Source organism: Halotalea alkalilenta, from assembly GCF_001648175.1.
Classification (GTDB): domain Bacteria; phylum Pseudomonadota; class Gammaproteobacteria; order Pseudomonadales; family Halomonadaceae; genus Halotalea; species Halotalea alkalilenta_A.
Genome location: NZ_CP015243.1, coordinates 2271733 through 2292592 on the forward strand (window position 1 = coordinate 2271733; position 20860 = coordinate 2292592).

A 20860-nucleotide genomic window follows, 5' to 3' on the forward strand; every position below is an offset into this window, starting at 1 on the left:
CGATGATGACGATGGAAACGAGTCGATGAGCAAAGAGACTTTACGGGTCGCGGTCCTCGGCGGCGGCAGCTTCGGCACTGCGCTGGCGAGCATCGCTTCGGTGGGCGGCGCCACCGTGCGCCAGTGGATGCGCGATGCATCACTGGTCGAGCGGATCAACCGTGAGCGGCGCAACGACCGCTATCTGCCGGACTTCGAGATCGATCCCGGCGTGGTCGCCTCGACCGAGCTCGAGTTCGTGCTCGAGCAGGCCGCCCTGGTGCTGGTGGCGATCCCCTCCAAGGCGTTTCGCCAGGTGGTTCGGCAGGCCGCGCCCTGGATCGGGGCCGAGACCATCCTGGTCAGCACCACCAAGGGGATCGAGGAGCACGGCTTCCGGCTGATGAGCGAGATCCTCGCCGAGGAGACCACCAGCCGCCACATTGGCGTGCTCTCCGGCCCCAACCTCGCCGCCGAGGTGGCGCGGCGCCAGCTCACCGCCAGTGTGATCGCAAGCGATGACGATCTCACCCGCGCCCAGGTGCAGCGGGTGCTCAGCTGCGAGTACTTCCGCGTCTATGCCAGTAACGATCGCTACGGCGTCGAGCTCGGCGGCGCGTTGAAGAACATCTATGCGATCGCCGCCGGCATGGCCCACGCGCTGGGCATGGGCGAGAACACCAAGAGCATGCTGATCACCCGGGCGCTGGCCGAGATGAGTCGCTTCGCGGTCAGCCAGGGCGCCAATCCAATGACCTTCCTCGGGCTCGCCGGGGTGGGTGATCTGATCGTCACCTGCTCGTCGAAGCTTTCGCGTAACTTCCGTGTCGGGCTCGCGATGGGAGAGGGAATGAGCCTCGACGCCGCGGTCGAGGGCTTGGGGCAAGTCGCCGAAGGGGTCAACACGGTGCGGTTGATCTACGCCAAGTCCCAGCGGGAAGGCATCTACATGCCGCTGGTCGATGGCCTCTATCACGTGATGTTCGAGGGCGTCGCTCCCTCCGAGATGGCACGAGCGCTGATGCGTAGCGACCATTCGAGCGATGTCGAGTTCACCCTGTCCAGGGAGGAGGCGCGTCGCGCCCATCAACGGCTCGACCAAGGCCCGATCCCATGAATGCCGGCCCGACATCGGGCCGGTCTTGAAAGGAGAACCGCATGAAGCTCTATGTGATGCGCCATGGCGAAGCGCTATCGGGCAGCCCCGATCCCGAACGTCGGCTCAGCGAACTCGGCGTGCGCGAGGCCAACGCCAGCGCCAATTGGCTCGCCGAGGCGCTGGGAGAGGCGGCGTCGCGGCTCGAGATCGTCTCCAGCCCCTATGAGCGGGCCCAACGCACCGCGCGGGAGGTGGCGCGCGGGCTTGGCATCGAGCGCTCGCTGGTGCTGCCACTGCTCACACCCGATGCGCCGGTCGAGGCGGTGATCGAGTGGCTGGGCGAGCAGCCAGGGGACGGGGACTGGCTGGTGGTCAGCCATATGCCGTTGGTCGCCGAGCTGGTCGGCCGGCTGGTCGATGGCAATACGCGCGCACGGCGGCCGATGTCCACCGCCGAAGTCGTCGAACTGGAGGCCGATGTCTGGGCCGCCGGCTGTGCGACCCTTGAGCGTTACTATCTGCCGAGTCCGCTGCCAAGCCCGTGACCCGGGTGCCTAACCGATCAGCTGGATCACGAACAGGCCAAAGGTGATCGTCACCACCGAGATCAGCGTGGTCAGCGCGATCACGCTGGCGGCGAGCCGTGCATTGGCGCCCATCGACTGCGCCATGATGAAGCCGGCCGCCGCGCTGGGGCTTGCGAAGTAGAGAAACAGCATGCCGAGTTCCGGGCCGCGAAATCCGCAGGCCCAGGCGCCCAGGGTGGAAAGAAGCGGCAGCCAGACCATCTTCAGCAGGCTGGCTTCGATCGTCGCCCGTCCGGTATCGCGAAAGGCGGCAAGCGATAGCGTGCCGCCGATGCACAAAAGCGCCAGCGGCAGGGTGAGGCTTGCGAAGTAATGGCCGGTGGTGGAGACCCACGAAGGCATCGGCAGGCCGAGCGAGCGCCAGCAGAAGGCGGCGAACACCGAGAGGATCAAGGGGTTCTTCGCCATGCCAAGCAGGATGTTGCCGACGCTGACCCGCCGCTCCGGCCGATAGAGCGAGAGCACCAGCACCGAGAGCGCGTTGTAGAGTGGAATCAGCGTCGCTATCAGCAGGGCGCCGACGCTCAATCCGTAGCTGCCGTACATGCCGCCGGCGAAGGCGAGGCCGAGAATCGCCCCGTTGCCCCGAAACGCGCCCTGGACGAACGCGCCGCGGTCGGCGCGCTCCACCCAGCGCAGCGCCCATAGCCAGCTGAGCAGGAAAGTCGCCAGGGTGGCGATGGCGAAATAGACCGGCAGCCACGGCTCGATGGCGCTGAGATCGGCTTCGAGCGTGTTGAGGAAGATCATCACCGGCATCGCGCCGCGAAATACCAGCGCCGAGGCGGTATCGATGAAAGGACGGTCGATCCAGCGCCAGCGCTTGAGGACGACGCCGAGCATCAGCATCGAGAAGATCGGCAGGGTGACGTCGAGGGTTCGGGCAAGGGTTTCCAGCAGGCTCATGGTGATTTCCTCGCGGGCGCTTGAGCCCCGTCCGGCGCTGCCTCCGGGGTGAACGGCAATGAACTGCCACGCCGCGGCCCGAGGCGGCGTGGGCGCGGGCTTCCACCTAGAGGGTCAGGAAGGCGAACAGCAGGGCCGCGGCGGCGATCAGCAGGAAGAGCGGCGAGCGCCAGCGGCGCGAGGAAGAGGGTCGTGACACGATATCGTCCTGGTTGTTGTGTGGATGGCGATGACGGCGGGCGGGCGAAGCTCGCCCCTGCGCGACCGACGTTCTAACATGGGCCGCCTGTGGGCAACGACGCCTGGCCCGGCTGGGTCAAGGCGACCATCGTAGACGATTTCACTACCCGGAACGAGCCGCCCCGCGTCCCACCGGGGCAGCGTTCGGGAGAACCGCATGGAGATGGCCGAGCTGAGACGTAGACGTGAAGCGGCTGCGCCCCGCTATCCGAGCTTCGAAGCGGCGCTGGCGACGCGCGGGGGCGTCTCATGAGCCCCCGCGCGGTGCTCGCGCTCGGCAGCGGTGGGGCGCGAGGCTATGCCCACATCGGCGTGATCGAGGAGGTCGAGTCGCGCGGCTACGAGATCGCTGCGATCTCCGGCTGCTCGATGGGCGCGGTGATCGGTGGTATTTATGCCGCCGGGCACCTCGACGACTATCGCGACTGGGTCTGCCGGCTAGGCTATCTCGACGTGCTCCGTCTGGTCGATCTGACCTGGAGCGGTGCAGGTACGATGCGCGCCGGCCGGGTGATGGGGCATCTCGGCAAGTGGCTGGAGGGAATCGACATCGAGTCGCTGCCGATCCCGTTCACCAGCGTCGCCACCGATCTGGTCCGCCAGCGCGAGGTATGGTTCCAGCGCGGCTCGCTGATGCGTGCGATTCGTGCGTCGATCGCAATCCCAGGCGTGATCACGCCGGTGAGCATCGATGACCGGCTGCTGGTCGACGGTGGCCTGGTCAATCCGCTGCCGATCCTGCCGACGCTTTCGGTGCGCAACGACCTGGTGATCGCGGTCAATGTCACCGCGCTCTCGCCGCAGAACGTGGGTATCGACCAGCTGCTGCCGGCGGCGCTGCGAGAGGAGCTGGACGGCGACCGGCGCACGCGCTTTCCCTGGCGCTGGCGCAAGAGGGCGCTGGATGCGCCGGCGGCGCCGTCCAGCGAGCGCCCGAGCCATCGTCGCCGCGCACAGGCACTGGGCAGGATCGAACTGATCCTGCGCTCCTTCGACATCACCCAGGCATCGCTTGCGAGCTACAAGATCGCCGGTAGTCCGCCTGATGTGCTGATCGAGATTCCCAAGACCGTGTGCGGCAGCTACGAATTCCATCGTGCCGCGGAGCTGATCGTGCTTGGCCGCTACCTGGCGGCTAAGGCGCTCGATCGCTACGAGGAGGGGGCCGCGGGCCATTCATTGGCTTGAGGAATTGGTCTCTGCGGAATTGGTCTGCGGAATTGGTTCGAAGAGACGAATCCAGGATATCACCAAGGTAGCGGTGCCGGCCGCGATGGCGACAGGGCCGCTCTTCTGTCAACGAACGGCAGAAGGCAGGTAGCCGAAGCGTGCGCGGAATCGGTCGGCGAAACGCGCGCGAGACTGGTATCCGCAGGCCTGCGCAATGCTGGGAATGCTCCAGGATGTCGTCTGGAGCAGCATCATGGCATGGTGCATGCGGATGTCGACCAGTAGATCCTCGAAGCGCACGCTTTCGCCTGCCAAGCGACGTCGCAGTGTGGCTTCGCTCATCGCCAATGCACGTCCCGCCTCATGCGCCGTCCAGCGCTGATCCGGCGCTTCGCCAAGCAATCTGCGCAAGCGCCCGGCCGTGCCGCTTTGCTTTGCGTCCATGAAGGCATGGCCTCGTTCAGTGAGGGCCAGGAGAAAGTCCATTAACCGGTACTTGAGCCGTTCGTCGCTCACACGCTTGGCTTCCACGCTTTCGATCACGCACCGGAACGTCGATTCCAGATCGTCATCCAACCATGCCTGCCGATAAGACTCCCGGTTGCCATTGTTCGGTGGGGGCGGGGAGTGATCACGGTGAAATGCCTCCAGCAAGGTTGTCGAGATCGTCAGGAAAATAGAGCGGAAGCGCTTCTCCTGGCCTCCCGGCGTTTTCAGCAAATCGGCACATGCGCCCGGCTCGACGAGCAGCAACGACGCCTGTGCGTCGACCGATAGCGGGCTGACAGCATCATCGAGATCGAGTCGCCCCGCGACGACGAGAAGCACGGTGGCGTCGTGGAACAGAAATCGTGGCGTGTGCTGGGCCTGCATCAGGACAGGCTGCGCAAGACTGCAAAGGCCACGCCGCAGCACCGGTGCGCCAGAGGGCGACGACCAGTGCGTGCGGATGACTGCTTCCGTCGGGACGGAAGCAGTCCGACGTGGCGATGCCGTGACCGGCTTTCGTTTGCTCACAGGTCAATCAAGAGGTACGGATGGGTTGAGGCGATACAGGCCGGTCAGACTGGCTTGCCCCAGCACCGGCGCGGCGGCCAGGGCCGCGCGTACGCTGGCACCCGTCAGCGGTCCGTCCACGGCAAGCGTAGGCGTTGCCAGCGCATAGACCGTGAAGATGTAGCGATGAACCAACCTGTCGTTCCAGGGCGGGCATGGCCCATCGTAGCCATAGTATTCGCCCTTCATCTGTGCGTCGTCGGCAAACCAGGCGGTGTAGTCGTTGATGCCATGACGCAAGCCATCGGCAGCAAGAGGGCCAGGCTTGCCGCGTGGCGTCACACCGCTGGAATGCGAGCCGGCCTCGATCTGCGTGATGCCGGCGGGAATGTCGAGCAGCAGCCAGTGGAAGAAGTCGATGCGCGGTAGCTCGACAGGCACTTCGCGGCCTTCCTGGTTCACATCGTCTCCTCGGCTTGGAACATCAGGGTCGTGGCAGATGATCACGAAGGATTGCGTGCCTTCGGGGATGTCACTCCATGCTAAGTGCGGGTTTCGGTTCGACGACAGTGCAACGTGTGCGGCGGCATCGGGTATCCCAAAAGCGAATTCGCCAGGAATCGCTTGGCCGTCCTGGAAGCTGTAGCTGATGAGTTGCATGTGAGGTTTCGTCCTGGGCGTCGATGAAAGAGGGCGATATTACGCAAGGCTGCGCACAGTACGGAATTCTAGGGCCGCATGGATTTTTGAAAACGTCACATCCAGTCAATCATTTTCCCTATCCAGTCAATGTGATCGCTTTTGCTTCGTTTCCCTGATTGTCGGCGACGAATTCCAGATGCAGCGCATATGACGGTGCTGGTTCCTTTCAGTCCCTCTGCGGATACCACATGGTGCTCGATGCTACGAGCTTTGGAAGACACGTCTCCAATACCTGAGAAGTGTGCTGGAACGGCTATCGGCGGGTGTCTCGAGCGTCCCGTGACTCGCCAGATAGTCGGGCGCGGCGACCAGTGGCAGCCGGTAGTCGCCAAGATGCCCGTCCTCCCCTTGCATCGTTGCTGGTTTGGCGCGCCATTTTTCTGCGGTGCCTGAAGGTGAGACTTCGCGCCTGCGGTATCGCGTGGTTCTCAACGCACCAGGAGTAGGAGGACACCCACCGCCAGCAGGATCAGCATGGCGCCGGAAATGCGTTCAAGCCACGGCAGCGCTCGCGCAAAGCGACGCAGGACGGCGTGGTTGCCGATCATGACCGCGACCAGCAGATCCCACAGCAGCACGACGCTGAACATCCAGGTGCCGTAGATCGCCTTCCAGCCGCTGCTGGCGTGTGGCCCCGTCAGCATCGCGGCCAGACTGGCGTAGAACAGCGCATTCTTGGGGTTGAGGATGCCCGACAGGAAGCCCATGCCGGCGGCGCGGCGCCACGCGCCGAAGCGAAGGCTGGATCGTGCGGCGTGCCTATCCTTGGCTGGTACATTTGTCAGGTCGCTGGTGCCGGCATAGCGAATGAACAGCCCTCCGAGATAGAGCAAGTAGATGCAGCCGGCCAGTTGAAGGATCACGAACCAGGCGCTGTCTGGTTTCAGTGCGGCGGTGCCGGCGAAGGCGGCCACGATGAACACGCCATTGGCGACGGCGATTCCTAGGCAGGCGCCGCTGGCGACCCGCCAGCCGGCGCACAACGAGGTGCGGGCGATCAGGAAGAAGTCGGGGCCGGGAGAAAGCAGCGCCAGGAAATGCGCTGCGGCAATCATCAGGAAAGGCTGCATTCAGGACATACTCGTAGCTTTTCTACGCAGTGTGCGAGTCGGGGCACTTTCTGTATTGAAGAAAATTGCAGCCGCGCCGCTTGCGGCGTCAGGCTCTGAAGCGGCCGGGCGTCACCCCGGCATGCGCCTTGAACACCCGCTGAAAATGGGCCTGGTCGGCGAAGCCGAGATGCAGGGCTATGTCTGCAAGACGGTCTCCGCTGCGAATCCAGTCCCTGGCGAGATTGACACGATGGTTGAGCTGCCAGGCGTGCGGCGTCATGCCGGTGACGGCGCGGAACGCTCGGATCACCTGATAGCGGCTCATGCCTGCCAGGCCTGCCAACTCGTCCAAGGTGGCACTGGCGGTGGGCGAAGCATATAGATGGTCCAGGGCGGGCCGAATCTGCTTCGCCAGGTCCGATGGCACGACCGGGCCTTCGATAGAGAGCCCCTGTTCGGTGTCGTAGTCTCCGACGAACTCGATCAGCGCGGCTTCTTTCTCGATCGGGTCGCCTTCCTCGAACAGCAGCGCGTTGAGTCGGCAGAAGCGCGCATAGACCGCCGGGGCGGTCACGATGCGTACAGGCTCGTCTTCCATCGCGTCGGTTCTGGTGTACTCCCGCCGAATAGCCTGGAGCCAGGCGGCGTCCAGGTGCAGCATCTGGTAGCTCCAGGCGGTATCGGGAGCCGGGTTGCACGCATGGACACGCGATGCGGGCACGTAGACGAGCGTTCCAGGGGACAGGGAGACCGGGCCATTGGCGGCGCCGGTGAAAACGCTGGTGCCGCCATCGACGGCGCCAATTGAAAAGGTCGGGTGATGGTGGCGCTTGTAGCAGGCCCGGCTTTGGCAGGCCCGGCGGCTCTCGGCGAAGGGCAACACCGGATCGCGCCAGAATGCTTGGGTATCGCTGCGCTGGGCCGCACAGTTTGGACGGCTAGTCATCGTTTCGAGATCGACGTCCATACAGGTCTCGCAAATCGTTGTTAAAAAAAAGTGTGGTGTCTCGGCAACAGTCATCCCCCGGATCGCTGGCAATATTAACTTTCGAGCCTCAAACAAGCATTCATTAGCGTCCCCGGCCAAGCAACATGGCCGGGCCGTGCTGTTGTGCTGCGCATCGAGGCCTTGCGCGCATCCCTGCTGGATGAAGCCGAAGGCGCCGACATGCTGATGCCGCCTCGCCAGAAGCCAATTTTTGAACTACGCCACCACAGGCTCGGAACGAGCGTCGGCGCTGGGGTCTTGGTTCGACTCGGCCCGTTGCTCTCCGGCTATCCGAGCATCCTGCGCAAGCGATGCGAGTCGAAGGACACGAACGGCTGGTGGCCAGGCTTACCGCGAACGATGGTAGGCCCGGCTCACCACGGAGGTTTTTTTCTGTGAGCAGATATCAGTCGGTGTACTTGGCGAGGATCTCCTTGAACTCCTTGCCGAACTTCGGATGACGCTTGGCGAACGACAGCGTCGCCTCGAGATAGCCGAGCTGGAAGCCGCAGTCGTAGGTATCGCCGACCATCCGATAGGCATCGACGCCGCCCTGGGCACGCAGCTGGTCGATCGCGTCGGTCAGCTGGATCTCGCCGCCGGCCCCTGGGGCGGTCTGCTCGAGCAGGGCGAAGATCTCGCCGGGCAGCAGGTAGCGGCCGATCACCGCGAGCGTCGAGGGCTCCTCGCCGGGTTTCGGCTTCTCGACCATGCCGGTGATCATCGCGCTCTCGCCGGGGGCGGGGGCATCGCCTTCGAGTGCGACGATGCCGTACTTGTAGGCGACTTCCCTGGGCACGTTCTCGACCATGATCTGGGCGTGCCGGGTGCGATCGAAGGCGTTGATCATCCCGCCGAGGTCGTTGGGCACCTGGTGGGCGAAGGTGCAGCCATCGGCGTCGACCAGCACGTCGGGCAGCATCACCACGAAGGGCTCGTCGCCGACCACGGGCTTGGCGCAGAGCACGGCGTGGCCGAGGCCGAGGGGTTCGGGCTGACGGACGCTGATGATGGTGACGTCATCGGGGATGATGTTGCGCAGCTCCTCGAGCAGCTCGGTCTTGCCCTTGGCCTCGAGCTGGGTCTCGAGCTCGAAGTGCTTGTCGAAGTGGTTTTCGATCGCGGCCTTGGCGGAGTGGGTGACCAGCACGATCTCCTTGATACCGGCGGCGACGGCCTCCTCGACGACGTACTGGATCACCGGCTTGTCGACGATGGTGATCATCTCTTTGGGGATCGCCTTGGAGGCGGGCAGGCAGCGGGTGCCGAAACCTGCAACGGGAAGCACGGCCTTGCGGATCATTTGAAGCCCTCCTTGGGCTGGGGCGAGAGCATCGTCTGCAGTACTCACTGAGTGCCGGTGGTACCGGTCGGCTGTGCGGTGCCGTTACCGCTGTCTCCGGAAGAGAGCAGCAGGATGCCTATCGCCGCCGCGGAGATCGCCACGGCGCCAGCTATCTCTCCAGTGGAGTAGCTCGGCGCCGCGCTGCCGGCGCCGTCGCCGGGAGTGATCGGTTCCTGCGCGATAGCGGTGACGCTGATCGCGCAGAGTAAAGGAAGTGAAGAGAGCAATAGCGGCATTCGTTTCATCGGGAACCTCATTTATCGATGGAAGTGCGACGTTGGCCCGCGGTGTCCGACGAGCGTGCTCGTCATCGCCGTGTTCGCAAGGATGTTAGGGGCGCCAAATAATAAATGGCAACTTACGTCAGGCTGGGACGAATCCCCTGGTTGGATTCTTCGTGATTTTAATTTTTGATTGCCAATCAAGGCCTTTTCAATCGTCCGTGTTGACACGATTTGCAGACTGGAATCAAAACGTCGGAAAAATACGCGGAAATGGGATATTACGTAGGGAGGCTGACATTTTTTGAATCTGGTGCCCCTTTTCAGGCAGTGTAGACTGACCTTAGTCGATACGTGGTGTCCAAAAACGAAATCTTATCGACCCAAGCTGGAAAAATCAGGGAACGTGTCGATGGAGAAAGGGATGGGATTCCGTTGTTATGTCCCCGTGATGGAAAGATAAGTAAAAAATCCTGAAATACAATGGGTTATGCATCCGCATGGTGGGCATTCATGCGGTCTGGGATAAATAGAATAGTGTTTGGGATAACGGTCGTCGGGGCTTGTGAAAAAAGCCTTGCGAACCCCTTTCGTCAATGAAATATCGAATATTCCATCAGGCTGAAATGAGCACTGAGGGCGGTAGCGTGGTAGCGCCTGGAGAAAGGTCGACAACCTTGACGACACGTCACATGCCTATGTTTAAACATTTAAGTTTCGATGTTTTATACGCAGGGTATGTGTTCTCGAATCCGTTTCTTAACCTGAGTGACACCCGATGGCAGTCACTGCGGTGCAGGGCCGCAGGACAATCGCCGGCAATGAAAGTGTGACTCTGATAAATCAACTCGATGGGCCGAGGAACACGTATGAAACGTCGATGCCGTCAGTGGCTACTATCCATTTGTTTCGTCCCGGCGATCGCGGGCTGCGCCTTCGCTCCAGGGGGCGCGATACCTTACGACACCGCGGGCGACGACATCGACGAGTTGGTCGACATCGAGCCGATCACGCTTGGCCTGGTGCGCGCCCAGGCCGCCGAAAGCGCTCGGCAGGGCGCACTCAACGATCGCTCGCTGACCTCTTCGCGCTCGCTCGCCCCGGACTACAGCTATCGCATCGGGCCGGGCGACATCCTCTCGGTGATCGTCTATGACCATCCAGAGCTGACCAACCCGGCGGGCAGCGATCAGAGCCCGGAGCAGTCGGGCAATGTGGTCGAGCCGGACGGCACGCTCTATTACCCCTATATCGGTCGGATCAGGGTGGCGGGGCTCACCGCCCTCGAGGTGCGCGACGAGCTGGCTCGTCGGCTCGCTGATGGGTATATCGCATCACCGCAGATCTCGGTCAGGGTCGCTGCGTTCAATTCCCAGAAGGCCTACGTCACGGGCTCGGTGGACAGGCCCGGCGCGCAGATGATCACTAATGTGCCGCTCACCATCCTCGATGCGGTCGCGGCGGCCGGCGGCCTCAGCGACGCTGCCGACTGGCACAACGTGGTGCTGACCCATCGCGGGCAGGATATCCGGCTCTCGGTATTCGACATGCTGCAACGTGGCGACTTCGCCCAGAACCGCCTGCTCGAAGATGGCGACGTGCTCCACGTCCCCGAAGTCGGCAACCAGAAGGTCTACGTCCTCGGCGAAGTGATCCAGCCGCGAGCGATCTCGATGGGCAATACCCGCTACTCGTTGACCGATGCGCTCTCCCAGAGCGGTGGAATCAACGAGGGCAGCGCCAACGCCACCGGGATCTTCGTGATTCGCCGGGCACCGGAGGGCAGCCAGAAGATGGCCACGGTCTATCAGCTCGACGCGCGCAACAGCGCCGCGCTGATGCTCGGCACTGAATTCATGCTCAAGCCCACCGACATCGTCTACGTCACTACTACTGCGCTCGGCCGCTGGAACCGCACCATCAGCCTGCTGCTGCCTTCAGTGGGGTCGATCTACGACATCTCCCGAACCACTCAGAACGTACGCGACCTCTGATCGCCTCGCGTGACTGGCGGCGGGGCTCGCCCCGCCATGCATTCGACCAACCGCCTGCTCCTTTGGAGCGGGACCGTACAGGACGAGACCCCATGACCGTCGAAATCCGCAACATACCGCCGAGCCAGACCGCGCCCACGAGCGAGGAGGAGATCGATCTCAACCGCATCGCTGGGCTCATCGTCGATCACAAATGGACCATCATCGGCGTCACTGCGCTGTTCGCGACGCTAGGCACGCTCTATGCGCTGCTGGCCACGCCGATCTACCAGTCCGATGCGCTGGTCCAGGTGGAGAAGGAGAGTCCGCTTACCACCCCGATGCTCAACGTCAACTCACTGCTCGGTGACTCCTTGCCGCAGGCCGACGGAGAGCGACGGATCATGATGTCGCGCCACGTGCTCGGCCAAGCCGTGACGGACGAGCGTCTGGACGTGATGATCGAACCCAAGCTGGTACCGCTGATCGGCGGCTTCCTGGTTCGCAACGAGTTCCCTCGTCCGGAATTCGCCCGCGGCAGCAGCATGGTCTGGGCGGGGGAGGGGATTGGCGTCGGCCATTTGGACGTCGACCCGGTCTATCAGGGCGAGCCCTTCACCCTGCGTGTGGTCGATGCCCAGAGCTACGCGCTGTCGTTCGAAGGCAGGATGCTCGGCATCGGGGTGATCGATGAGCCCGCATCGTTTCTCGATGGCAAGGTCAACCTGACCGTCGATCGGATCGAGGCGCCAACCGGCGCCGAGTTCGACATCACCCAGAGTTCCGTGCTGGTGGCGGTGGATGACCTGCGCAAGCGCTTCTCGGTCGCCGCCGAAGGCCAAGAGACCGGTGTGATGTCGCTCTACCTGAACGATCCCGATCCCGAGCGCGCTCGCCGGGCACTGAGCTCGATCGTCCAGCTCTACCTGGCACAGAACATCGAGCGCTCCAGCGCCCAGGCGGCGCAGAGTCTCGAGTTCCTGCAGCAGCAGATTCCCAAGATCCGCGACCAGCTGGACCAGGCGGAGAACGCGCTGAGCCAGTATCGCACCCAGCACGGCAGCATCGACCTGCCGCTCGAGAACCAATCGATCCTGCAGCGCCTGGTCAACGTCGACAGCCAGATCACCGATCTCGAGTTCAGCGAGGCGGACATCTCGACGCGCTTCCAGCGCAACCACCCGACCTACGCGGCGCTGTTGCAGAAGAAGAGCCAGCTGCAGCGCGAGCGGGACTCACTCAATCGCCAGATCAACGGGCTGCCCGACACCCAGCAGCAGATGCTGCGGATGCAGCGTGACGTAGGGGTCAACCAGGAAGTCTACGTCCAGCTGATGAACCGTATGGAAGAGGCCAACATCGCCCGGGCCAGCACCGTCGGCAACGTAAGGATCATCGATGACGCCAGCGTCAAGCCGACGCCGATCTCTCCGAAGCGCGCGCTGATCGTGGTGATCTCGCTGCTGCTCGGCGCGATCATCGGCGTGGTCTGGGTGGTGCTGCGCGGAATCTTCAATCGCGGGGTAGAGAGCGCCGAGGAGATAGAAGGGCTCGATCTGCCCGTCTACACCACCGTGCCGGCCTCCAGCGAGCAGGCCAAGCTCACCCGCAAGGTCAAGAGCGGCAAGAAAGACAAGCTGGTCAGCGCCGATCTGCTGGCGCGGCGCTTCCCTGGTGACCAGTCGATCGAAGCGCTGCGCAACCTGCGTACCAGCCTGCACTTCGCGATGCTCGAGTCGCGGGACAAGGCGCTGATGATCACCGGGCCCAGCCCCGACATCGGCAAGAGCTTCGTGTGCATGAACCTCGCCGCGGTGTGCGCCCAGGCCGGCCAGCGGGTGCTGCTGATCGACGCCGACATGCGCAAGGGCTATCTCCACCACACCTTCAAGCTTTCCGGTCGCCCGGGGCTTTCGGAGCTGCTTTCCAACACGGCGACCCAGGCGGAGGTGATCCATCCGACCGGTATCGAAGGGCTGGACCTGCTGCCGCGCGGCGGCCTGCCGCCCAACCCCTCCGAGCTTCTGATGCAGCCGAGCCTGCAGCTCCTGCTCGAGAGCGCCAAGGACAGCTATGACCTGGTGATCATCGACAGTCCGCCGGTTCTCGCGGTCACCGACGCCGGGATCATCGGCCATCAGGTCGGCACTACGCTCTTGGTCGCACGGTTCCAGCGCAACACCCGCAAAGAGATCGACGTCGCCCGCAAGCGTCTGGTCAATGCGGGAGTCTCGGTGAAAGGGGTGATCCTCAATGCCGTCGAGCGCAAGGCCACCACGGTCTACAGCTATGGCCACTACGAGTATCGCTACGGCTAGAGGCTCGAGCCGGTCGCCGGGCGAGCGCCCGGCGTATCACCCGCCTGGACTAGGAGGAGTTGGATGGAGTCGGTCGAAATCTCAGTGATCGTGCCGGTCTACAACGTCGAGGCCTATATCGAGGAAGCGATGGTGTCGCTGCTCGATCAGCTGACGGCGGGGGTCGAAGTGATCGTGGTCGACGATGGCAGTCCCGACGGCTCGATCGGCCTGGTCCGCAGGGTGCTCGAGAGATACCCGCAGTGGCGCGACCAGGTACGGATCGTCACCCAGCGCAATGCCGGGGTGAGTGCCGCGCGCAATCGCGGCATCGCGCTCGCCGAGGGGCGCTATCTCGCCTTCCTCGATCCCGACGACCTGCTGCTGAAAGGCTATTTCGAGGCGCTCGGCGCGGTGCTGCGGGAGCATCCCGAGGTCGAGGTGGTCGGCTTCAATGCGATCTACTTCACCCACAGCGAGCGCGGCGAACCGCGCGGCACCCGGGCGCTCGACATCCATCGCGAGCCACGCCACTACCGCGCCGGCGCCCCGGATGCCGAGGCCCGGATGGCGCAGGTGATCCACTCGGGGCAGTGGTATGTCTGGGCCGGCCTCTACCATCGTCGGCTGTTCGACGGCAGGGAGTTCGATCGAACGCTTTCGATGTTCGAAGACGCGATGCTGATCCCCGAACTCTATCTGGCGGCCGGTGAGATCGTCTGTCTCGACCGCGCGCTGCTTGGTTACCGGATCAATCCCTCCAGCGCGGTCAACAGCGTCGCCGAGCGTCAGCTCGATGATATCCGCCGGGTGATCGCCCGCTACCGTGAGCTGGTGCGCGCGCATCGCGGCGAGCAGCGCTCCAACCACGCGCTGTCGGTGTTCTGCGGGCTGGTGCGCGACTACCACTTCACCCTCCAGCGCCGTTATCCGCTGCGCCGTGCGGTGGAGATGATGCGCGGTGAGTTCGCTTTACTGATCGAAGGCCGCCCGGACCTTGACCAGGCGCTGGCCGACCACCTTGCCGGGCTCGAGTTCAAGCGGCGCTCGCTGTTTCGACATCCCTATCTCTACAACCTGAGCAAGCGCCTGGCGCTGCAGCTGCGCGCGCTGTCGCGCGGGCAGCGTCCGCGAATCGCCTAGGGCGTGCCGAGATGCCCCGGCGCCATGCCTTGCTCGACGTCCACCACCCAGGCCACGCGAATCGTGAGATCGAGGGGACAATGCTCAATCCCATCATGTTCTACCTCTGTTACATCGCGCTCGGGTTCATCTCGTTTCTGAGCTGCGTGCTCCTCGGTGTGGTCCGCCAGCGCCGATGGGGTGTGACGGTGTTCTACTGCCTGATCGTCGCGATGGTCCTGCTGGTGGGCATGCGCGGCCTGCAGGTCGGCACCGATACCTGGCAGTTCGCCAGCTGGGTCTCGGCATCGAACTCGGTCACCGACGTGATCTTCTGGGTCGAGGTGGTCTACTTCGGCCTGGGCGTGCTCGGCTACAAGCTCGGTGGGATGCAGTTCTACCTGCTGCTCACCGCGGCGGTGACGATCGGCTGTCTGTTCGCTGGCCAGCGGCGCCTGCTGCTGCTGCACCGTGATGCGGTGGAGCAATTCGGCCTCGGGCTGGTGCTGCCCTTGGCATTCTTCCTCACCATCTCGGCTTCCACCTTCATCTTCCTGGTCGCCAATCAGGTCCGCCAGGCGATGGCGGTGGGGTTCTTGCTGCTGGCGATCAGTTTCCTGATCGAGCGGCGCATGGTCGCGGTCTGCTGCTGCCTGTTTCTGATGATGTTCTCCCACGTGGCCAGCATCATGATGATCCCGGTGATCCTGCTGGTCAGGCCGCTGAAGACCTCGCAGCCGATGTTCGTGGTCTCGATGGTGATGTTGATCCTCGGATGCGCCCAAGTGTTCAGGCTGGTGGTGGAGTCGTCCGGGATCGATTACGTGGCCGAGCGTATCCGCGAGGGGATCTACACCGAGACCAAGCTCTCGATCTACTTCAAGACCGTGGTGCTCTATTTGTTCGCCACGCTGTTCACCTTCCTCAAGCTGCCGAACCGAAACCGCGTCTACGTCTATGTGCTCAATATCTATCTGCTGGTGGTCGGCATCTCGGGCATGGCGATCGAGTTCGGCGAGGGCGCCAACCGGATCCAGCGTTTCGTCGTCCTGCTGCTGCCGGTACTGACCGTGATGGCGATGACGGCCGCGCGAAACAAGCAGCAGCTTTTCTACCTCATCTCGGCGACCAGCATTCTCTATTTCTTCTTCGTCATAGCCAACGGCTCGTTTCGAGCCACGCTGGGGCTCTACTAGAGCGTGTAGACACGCCCTTGGCCTGCATTCCTTTTTCCCCATCAGCGAGAAGCGCGCATGAAGATCAGCGTGATCATTCCTGTCTATAACGTGCGGGACTACCTCGATGCCTGTCTCGACTCGGTCGCCGGCGCGATCGATGCCATGCCGGCCCAGTGGCGCGGGGCGGTCGAGGTCCTGGTGATCAACGACGGCTCCACCGATGGCTCCGAGCGGCTCGCGATGAGCCACTGCGAACTCAGGGGGTGGCGCTACTTCAGTCAGCCCAATGCTGGCCTCTCGGCTGCGCGCAACGTGGGGATAGAGCAGAGCGGTGGCGACTATCTGACCTTCATCGACTCCGATGACCTGATCGCGGTGGATTTCTTCTCGCACCACGTCGAGGTGCTCAAGGCACTTGCTCCCGACTGCCTGACCATGGGGTCGTATCGCTTCGACGATGCGGGCGTGCGGGTCGCGGTCAATCCGTCGCCCTCGCCACGCGTCACCGGCAGCGACTGGATGATGATGCTGCCGAAGACCACCTGGGCGCGCTTTTACAAGCGCGAGCTGTTCGATGGGGTGCGCTTTCCGGTCGGCAAACTGTTCGAGGACATGGCGACCACGCCGCTGCTCAAGCAGGCGGTGTCGAGGCACGTCTACTCCCCGGGGGAGTACTACGGCTATCGGCGCCGGGTAGGGTCGATCACCAGGAGCACGTTGAACAAGCAGTTCGATGCGATCGAGGCGATCGCGCAGCTGCGCACCGAGCTGCCCGTCGAGGACTTCGACCGACTGCTGGTCAGCGAGAGCTTCTCCGTGCTGATCCCCTTCGCCCGCGCCGTACCGAGACGCGAGTGGGCACTGTTTCGAGATCACTGGTCGGCGGCGCTGGCGCTGTTTCCCGCCACCGGCTGGCGCGCGATGGCGCAGCATCTGCGCCACTACGGCTTCCAGCGTGACCGCTCGCTGGTCTCCTTCGCGATCCTGAAAGTCCTTTCGATCTTTCGCTCGAGTGCCAGTACCGCCCCGCGCAAGGCCGAGTAGCCCAGGGCGAGGGTGCACGCACCCGAGCCGCCATTTCTTTTCCCATACACCGCGTTTTCTCGCTCTATCGATGCGAGAAGGCGCCCCGTTGCCTCTGACTCGAACCTGGAGAGAACGACCATGGACTTGAGCATCGTGATTCTGAGTTGGAACGAGTTGGGCGTGCTCGATCGCTGCCTCGACTCTTTCTACGACCGTTTCGACTTCTCTACCGGTGAGATCATTTTGATCGACAATGGATCCACCGATGGCACCCTGGTGCATGTCAACCAGCGCTATCCCAAGGTCATCACTTATCGCTTCGAGCACAACATGGGGGTCAGCGTCTCGCGCAACAAGGCCGTGGAGCTCTCCAGTGGCCGGTTCATCATGACGCTGGACAACGACACCATCATCGATGACTGTCACTTCGTCGAAGCGATCGACAACCATTACAAGCGCTATCCGGAAACCGGCGTGCTGGGTTTCAAGCTGCTCAACTCGGATGGCAGTTTCCAGCAGTCCTTCCGGCGCTTCCCAGGCTGGATCCAGCCTTTCGCCGCCCGCGTCGAAGTGCTGCAGAAGATTCCGTTCTTCGCCAATGTGCAGAACCGCCACATGATGAGCGATCTCGACCCCGCAAGCCTCGAATTCCCTCTGGTGGTGGACTACATGCTCGGCGCCAACCAGATCTATCGCCGCGCGCTGTTCGACAAGCTCGAAGGCTACGATTCGAAGATCTTCTATGGCCCGGAGGACTTCGACTTCTGCATGCGGGCGGGGCGGCTGGGACTGGTCAATTACGTCAGCGACACCTTGAGCATCACCCATGCTTATCAGCGTAAGACCAAGAAGAAATTCAGCCGGATGACCCTCAGGCACTTCTATTACTACTACTACGTGATGATGAAAAATGGCGTGCGCCACGGCTGAACTTCCAGAACAAAAACCGAGGTGAGCAGAACAAGGGATGCGGCGCTACATGCCGTCGACCATCGCGGATTCGTGCAAGGGCGGCCGTCACGATGCTGAAGAAAAAACTGATCATCACTACTGGCAACCAGGTCTATGGCATCCTGCTCGGCTTCCTGGTAGTGCCGATTTACCTGCACTACCTGGGTGTCGAGGCCTATGGCCTGGTCGGCCTGTTCGCGATGACCCTGGCCTGGCTTGCGGTGCTCGACGCGGGCATCGGCGCCGGGATCATCCGCGAGAGTGCGAGATTCAAGTCCGGCGCGGTCGAAAGCGGCGACTACTCCGCGGTCATCCGGCTGCTCGCACGATTCTTCCTCGCCACCAGCATCATTTTAGTGCTGGTCGGGGTGCCGCTTTCGCCGTGGATCGCCACCGGTTGGCTCAACGTGGAGCGTCTGGAGCACTCGAGCGTGGTGGTGGCACTGATCTCGATCATCGTATCGGTGGCGGCGCGCTGGCAGTCCGAGCCTTTTCGCAACGTGCTGGTGGGCCATGAAGAGCAGATATGGCTGAGCTGCTTCAATGCGGTGGCGCTGTCGCTCAAATACCTGGGCGGCGCCCTGATGGTCTGGTTGCGCCCGGGAGACATCGAGGCTTTCTTCTACTACCAGGGCGTCGTGGCGCTGTTCGAGGCGCTGGTGATCCGCATCAAGGGCGGTCGCTACGTGCCTGCGGCCGCGGCGCTGCGTAAGCCGATCCGTGAGCTTTTGGCACCGCTGCTCGGCTTCATGCTCGGTGCGGCCTTCGCCAACGTTGCCTGGATCGCGATGACCCAGGTCGACAAAGTGAGCCTGTCGAAGTTCATAAGCCTCGAGTCGTTCGGCGTCTTCAGCACTACCACGATCGCCGCCAGCGCGGTGATGATGCTCAACCTGCCTTTCTACCAGATCGTTCTGCCGCGGCTGACCGCGCTCAAGGCAGCGGGCGACGAGCAGGGCTTTTTCGACTTCTTCCGCCTCGCCACCCAGATCACCGTCGCGGTGATCACCGCGGTGGCCAGCTGCATGGCGCTGTTCTCCTACCATCTGCTCTGGCTCTGGACCGGCAACGCCGAGGTCGCCGCCATGGGGGCTTCGGTGCTCGCGCTCTACGTGGTCGGCAACGCGCTGCAGGTGATCTACACCTTCTGCTACAGCCTCCAGTACGCCTGCGGCAACCTGACGTTCAACACCCGCGCCTTCGCCTGCTTCCTGCCAGTGTTCGTGCCGGTGATCGTCTGGGCGGCCTATCACTACGGCGCAGTGGGCACTGGCGCTGCCTGGGTCGGGATCAATCTGTTTTTGCTTTTCGTCTGGTCGAGGGTGGTCTTCGCTCGCTTCGTCGACGCCGCGTTCTATCGGCGCTGGATGGTCGCCGACGTGCTGCCGTTGATGCTGCTCGGCCTGCTGGTGCCGTTCGGCTTCTACTGGGCGCTGCCGGAGGCGGTGTGGGCCGGGCGTCTATCGACGCTGCTGACCCTACTCGTGCTCGGCGTCTGCGCGCTGTCGGCAGCGCTCAGCGCCCTCTACCTGCGGGTCAATCTTGCCGCGCTGCTGGCCCGTCGCCCTCGTTGGGGCTGAGCGCCATGCGCAGGCGTTTTCCATCGCGATCGTCGGTGGCGATCGCATCCTCTTCATCCGCCGTCCATCGTTCAAGGTGTCGATCATGAAAACCACCAACCCGATCCGTGGCCTCGCGCCCGTCGCCGATCTAGCGGCGATCTTCTCCGCTGGTTGGATCTGCTACTCGGTGCTGTTCGATGAGTACCTGCTCGCCAACGACTATTTCCTGTTTTTGAGCGGTATCTCGCTGCTGGTGATGTGCGCCAACCTGTGGCTCGGCGGCTACAGCAAATGGCGCAACACCTCGCTGGTCGAACGCACGGTGCGGCTGATCAAGGTCTGGGCGATCGTCTTCGTGCTGATGAGCGTGGTGCTGCTGTTCAGCGGCCACCAGAGCCCGGAGCCGCGTACCTGGCTGCTGTTCACCATGCCGCTGTCCTTCGCCTTCGTCTGTGCGCTGCGCGCTGCGTTGATGGGGCTTTCGCTCTACTACCACTCGCGCCCGCGTCATCGTAAGCCAGTGCTGCTGGTGGGCCCGGCGGGCTCGGTGATGACGGTGGCGCGCAATCTGCGTCGCAATGCCCACGAGGGCTACGGCATCGCCGGGGTTTGCCGGCTGCGCCCAGGTACTGCATTCGATGCCCAGGCAATGGCCTGGCTGGCGCGCCAGGTGAGCCGCAAGCAGGCGCAAGAAGTGTGGATCTGCATGCCGTTCTCGGACAGCGCGGTGATCGCACCGATCATGCATGCGCTGCGCCACTCCACCGTGCAGATCCGGCTGATTCCTGAGTTCGCACCGCTGCGGCTGATCAATTTCCAGGTCAATCGGGTCTCGGGCCTGCACGCGTTCGACCTCAGCGTCACCTCGATGACCGGCTGGGCGTCGTTCAGCAAGCGTCTCGAGGACATCGTCATCTCGGCGCTGATCCTGGCGCTGATCTCACCGGTGATGATCGGTTTGGCGATCGGGGTCAAGCTGACCTCGCCAGGCCCGATCTTCTACCGCCAGGAGCGGGTCGGCTGGAATGGAAGGCCGTTCAATATGCTCAAGTTCCGCTCGATGCCGGTCGATGCCGAGAAGGCCGGCGTGCAGTGGGGCAACGCCAAGGGCAAGACCACCACGCGATTCGGCGCCTTCATTCGCCGTACCAGCCTCGACGAGCTGCCGCAGTTCATCAACGTGTTCCTCGGTGACATGTCGATCGTAGGTCCTCGTCCCGAGCGCACGGTGTTCGTCGAGCAGTTCAAGGAGGAGGTGCCCAACTACATGAAGAAGCATATGGTCAAGGCAGGGATCACCGGCTGGGCCCAGGTCAACGGCTGGCGTGGCGATACCCGGCTCGACAAGCGAATAGAATGCGACCTTTGGTACATCGAGAACTGGTCGCTGGTGCTCGACGTCAGGATCATCCTGGCCACTGCGTTCAAAGTGTTCACCGACAAGACCGCCTATTGACCTGGCAGCG

General features: G+C 63.1%; 18 protein-coding genes. 11 read left to right on the top strand and 7 right to left on the bottom strand.

Features of this window, described 5'->3' with window-relative positions; all coding sequences use genetic code 11:
* Positions 1-25: 25 nt before the first annotated feature.
* Positions 26-1096, top strand: coding sequence for an NAD(P)H-dependent glycerol-3-phosphate dehydrogenase (locus A5892_RS10100; protein ID WP_064122694.1), 1071 nt, complete (start codon positions 26-28; stop codon positions 1094-1096).
* 41 nt (positions 1097-1137) lie between these two features.
* Entirely contained in the window at positions 1138-1623 is a 486-nt protein-coding gene (gene sixA, locus A5892_RS10105) for a phosphohistidine phosphatase SixA (RefSeq protein ID WP_064122695.1), read from the top strand.
* Between the two features lie 9 nt (positions 1624-1632).
* Here sixA and A5892_RS10110 read toward each other — a convergent pair whose 3' ends face one another.
* Positions 1633-2571 carry an AEC family transporter gene (locus A5892_RS10110; protein WP_064122696.1) on the bottom strand — a complete coding sequence of 313 codons (939 nt, stop codon included), beginning with the start codon at positions 2569-2571 and terminating at the stop codon, positions 1633-1635.
* 489 nt (positions 2572-3060) lie between these two features.
* On the opposite strand from A5892_RS10110, the gene A5892_RS10115 reads away from it, so the two are divergent.
* Positions 3061-3999: a patatin-like phospholipase family protein gene (locus A5892_RS10115; protein ID WP_064122697.1), complete on the top strand. Its 939-nt coding sequence runs from the start codon at positions 3061-3063 to the stop codon at positions 3997-3999.
* A gap of 108 nt (positions 4000-4107) precedes the next feature.
* On the opposite strand, the gene A5892_RS10120 is transcribed toward A5892_RS10115, so the two are convergent.
* The 6 genes from A5892_RS10120 to A5892_RS10145 all read right to left on the bottom strand — a co-directional run bounded on the left by A5892_RS10120 (position 4108) and on the right by A5892_RS10145 (position 9309).
* Positions 4108-4854, bottom strand: coding sequence for a helix-turn-helix transcriptional regulator (locus A5892_RS10120; protein WP_150123522.1), 747 nt, complete (start codon positions 4852-4854; stop codon positions 4108-4110).
* A 147-nt stretch (positions 4855-5001) separates the two neighbouring features.
* The gene (locus A5892_RS10125; protein ID WP_064122699.1) at positions 5002-5637 is read right to left on the bottom strand and encodes a YbhB/YbcL family Raf kinase inhibitor-like protein; all 636 of its coding nucleotides are present in this window, start codon (positions 5635-5637) and stop codon (positions 5002-5004) included.
* Positions 5638-6107: 470 nt separating this feature from the next.
* Positions 6108-6749, bottom strand: a complete 642-nt coding sequence (locus A5892_RS10130; protein ID WP_064122700.1) for a LysE family translocator — start codon at positions 6747-6749, stop codon at positions 6108-6110.
* An 88-nt stretch (positions 6750-6837) separates the two neighbouring features.
* Positions 6838-7698 (bottom strand): helix-turn-helix transcriptional regulator, encoded by an 861-nt coding sequence (locus tag A5892_RS10135; RefSeq protein WP_223302621.1) that lies wholly within the window; start codon positions 7696-7698, stop codon positions 6838-6840.
* 427 nt (positions 7699-8125) lie between these two features.
* Positions 8126-9022 carry a UTP--glucose-1-phosphate uridylyltransferase GalU gene (galU, locus tag A5892_RS10140; protein ID WP_064122701.1) on the bottom strand — a complete coding sequence of 299 codons (897 nt, stop codon included), beginning with the start codon at positions 9020-9022 and terminating at the stop codon, positions 8126-8128.
* A 44-nt stretch (positions 9023-9066) separates the two neighbouring features.
* Positions 9067-9309 carry a hypothetical protein gene (locus tag A5892_RS10145; RefSeq protein WP_064122702.1) on the bottom strand — a complete coding sequence of 81 codons (243 nt, stop codon included), beginning with the start codon at positions 9307-9309 and terminating at the stop codon, positions 9067-9069.
* An 845-nt stretch (positions 9310-10154) separates the two neighbouring features.
* Between A5892_RS10145 and A5892_RS10150 the strand changes: the two genes are divergently transcribed.
* From A5892_RS10150 to A5892_RS10185, 8 genes are all read left to right on the top strand, one after another.
* Positions 10155-11279, top strand: coding sequence for a polysaccharide export protein (locus tag A5892_RS10150; protein WP_150123523.1), 1125 nt, complete (start codon positions 10155-10157; stop codon positions 11277-11279).
* Between the two features lie 92 nt (positions 11280-11371).
* Positions 11372-13576, top strand: coding sequence for a polysaccharide biosynthesis tyrosine autokinase (locus A5892_RS10155; RefSeq protein WP_064122704.1), 2205 nt, complete (start codon positions 11372-11374; stop codon positions 13574-13576).
* Positions 13577-13639: 63 nt separating this feature from the next.
* The gene (locus A5892_RS10160) at positions 13640-14698 is read left to right on the top strand and encodes a glycosyltransferase family A protein (protein WP_064122705.1); all 1059 of its coding nucleotides are present in this window, start codon (positions 13640-13642) and stop codon (positions 14696-14698) included.
* An 80-nt stretch (positions 14699-14778) separates the two neighbouring features.
* Complete coding sequence (locus tag A5892_RS10165; protein WP_064122706.1) at positions 14779-15873, top strand: EpsG family protein; 1095 nt, start codon at positions 14779-14781, stop codon at positions 15871-15873.
* 57 nt (positions 15874-15930) lie between these two features.
* The gene (locus tag A5892_RS10170) at positions 15931-16899 is read left to right on the top strand and encodes a glycosyltransferase family 2 protein (protein WP_064122707.1); all 969 of its coding nucleotides are present in this window, start codon (positions 15931-15933) and stop codon (positions 16897-16899) included.
* A gap of 120 nt (positions 16900-17019) precedes the next feature.
* On the top strand, positions 17020-17811 hold the full coding sequence (locus A5892_RS10175) for a glycosyltransferase family 2 protein (RefSeq protein WP_064122708.1): 792 nt from the start codon (positions 17020-17022) through the stop codon (positions 17809-17811).
* A 92-nt stretch (positions 17812-17903) separates the two neighbouring features.
* Entirely contained in the window at positions 17904-19412 is a 1509-nt protein-coding gene (locus tag A5892_RS10180; protein WP_064122709.1) for a lipopolysaccharide biosynthesis protein, read from the top strand.
* A gap of 85 nt (positions 19413-19497) precedes the next feature.
* On the top strand, positions 19498-20850 hold the full coding sequence (locus tag A5892_RS10185; RefSeq protein ID WP_064124430.1) for an undecaprenyl-phosphate glucose phosphotransferase: 1353 nt from the start codon (positions 19498-19500) through the stop codon (positions 20848-20850).
* Positions 20851-20860: the final 10 nt, after the last annotated feature.

Coding starts and splice junctions, on each gene's coding strand:
- A5892_RS10100 (WP_064122694.1), top strand. CDS start 26: ATGAGCAAAGAGACTTTACGGGTCGCGGTCCTCGGCGGCGGCAGCTTC.
- sixA (WP_064122695.1), top strand. CDS start 1,138: ATGAAGCTCTATGTGATGCGCCATGGCGAAGCGCTATCGGGCAGCCCC.
- A5892_RS10110 (WP_064122696.1), bottom strand. CDS start 2,571: ATGAGCCTGCTGGAAACCCTTGCCCGAACCCTCGACGTCACCCTGCCG.
- A5892_RS10115 (WP_064122697.1), top strand. CDS start 3,061: ATGAGCCCCCGCGCGGTGCTCGCGCTCGGCAGCGGTGGGGCGCGAGGC.
- A5892_RS10120 (WP_150123522.1), bottom strand. CDS start 4,854: ATGCAGGCCCAGCACACGCCACGATTTCTGTTCCACGACGCCACCGTG.
- A5892_RS10125 (WP_064122699.1), bottom strand. CDS start 5,637: ATGCAACTCATCAGCTACAGCTTCCAGGACGGCCAAGCGATTCCTGGC.
- A5892_RS10130 (WP_064122700.1), bottom strand. CDS start 6,749: ATGCAGCCTTTCCTGATGATTGCCGCAGCGCATTTCCTGGCGCTGCTT.
- A5892_RS10135 (WP_223302621.1), bottom strand. CDS start 7,698: ATGGACGTCGATCTCGAAACGATGACTAGCCGTCCAAACTGTGCGGCC.
- galU (WP_064122701.1), bottom strand. CDS start 9,022: ATGATCCGCAAGGCCGTGCTTCCCGTTGCAGGTTTCGGCACCCGCTGC.
- A5892_RS10145 (WP_064122702.1), bottom strand. CDS start 9,309: ATGAAACGAATGCCGCTATTGCTCTCTTCACTTCCTTTACTCTGCGCG.
- A5892_RS10150 (WP_150123523.1), top strand. CDS start 10,155: ATGAAACGTCGATGCCGTCAGTGGCTACTATCCATTTGTTTCGTCCCG.
- A5892_RS10155 (WP_064122704.1), top strand. CDS start 11,372: ATGACCGTCGAAATCCGCAACATACCGCCGAGCCAGACCGCGCCCACG.
- A5892_RS10160 (WP_064122705.1), top strand. CDS start 13,640: ATGGAGTCGGTCGAAATCTCAGTGATCGTGCCGGTCTACAACGTCGAG.
- A5892_RS10165 (WP_064122706.1), top strand. CDS start 14,779: ATGCTCAATCCCATCATGTTCTACCTCTGTTACATCGCGCTCGGGTTC.
- A5892_RS10170 (WP_064122707.1), top strand. CDS start 15,931: ATGAAGATCAGCGTGATCATTCCTGTCTATAACGTGCGGGACTACCTC.
- A5892_RS10175 (WP_064122708.1), top strand. CDS start 17,020: ATGGACTTGAGCATCGTGATTCTGAGTTGGAACGAGTTGGGCGTGCTC.
- A5892_RS10180 (WP_064122709.1), top strand. CDS start 17,904: ATGCTGAAGAAAAAACTGATCATCACTACTGGCAACCAGGTCTATGGC.
- A5892_RS10185 (WP_064124430.1), top strand. CDS start 19,498: ATGAAAACCACCAACCCGATCCGTGGCCTCGCGCCCGTCGCCGATCTA.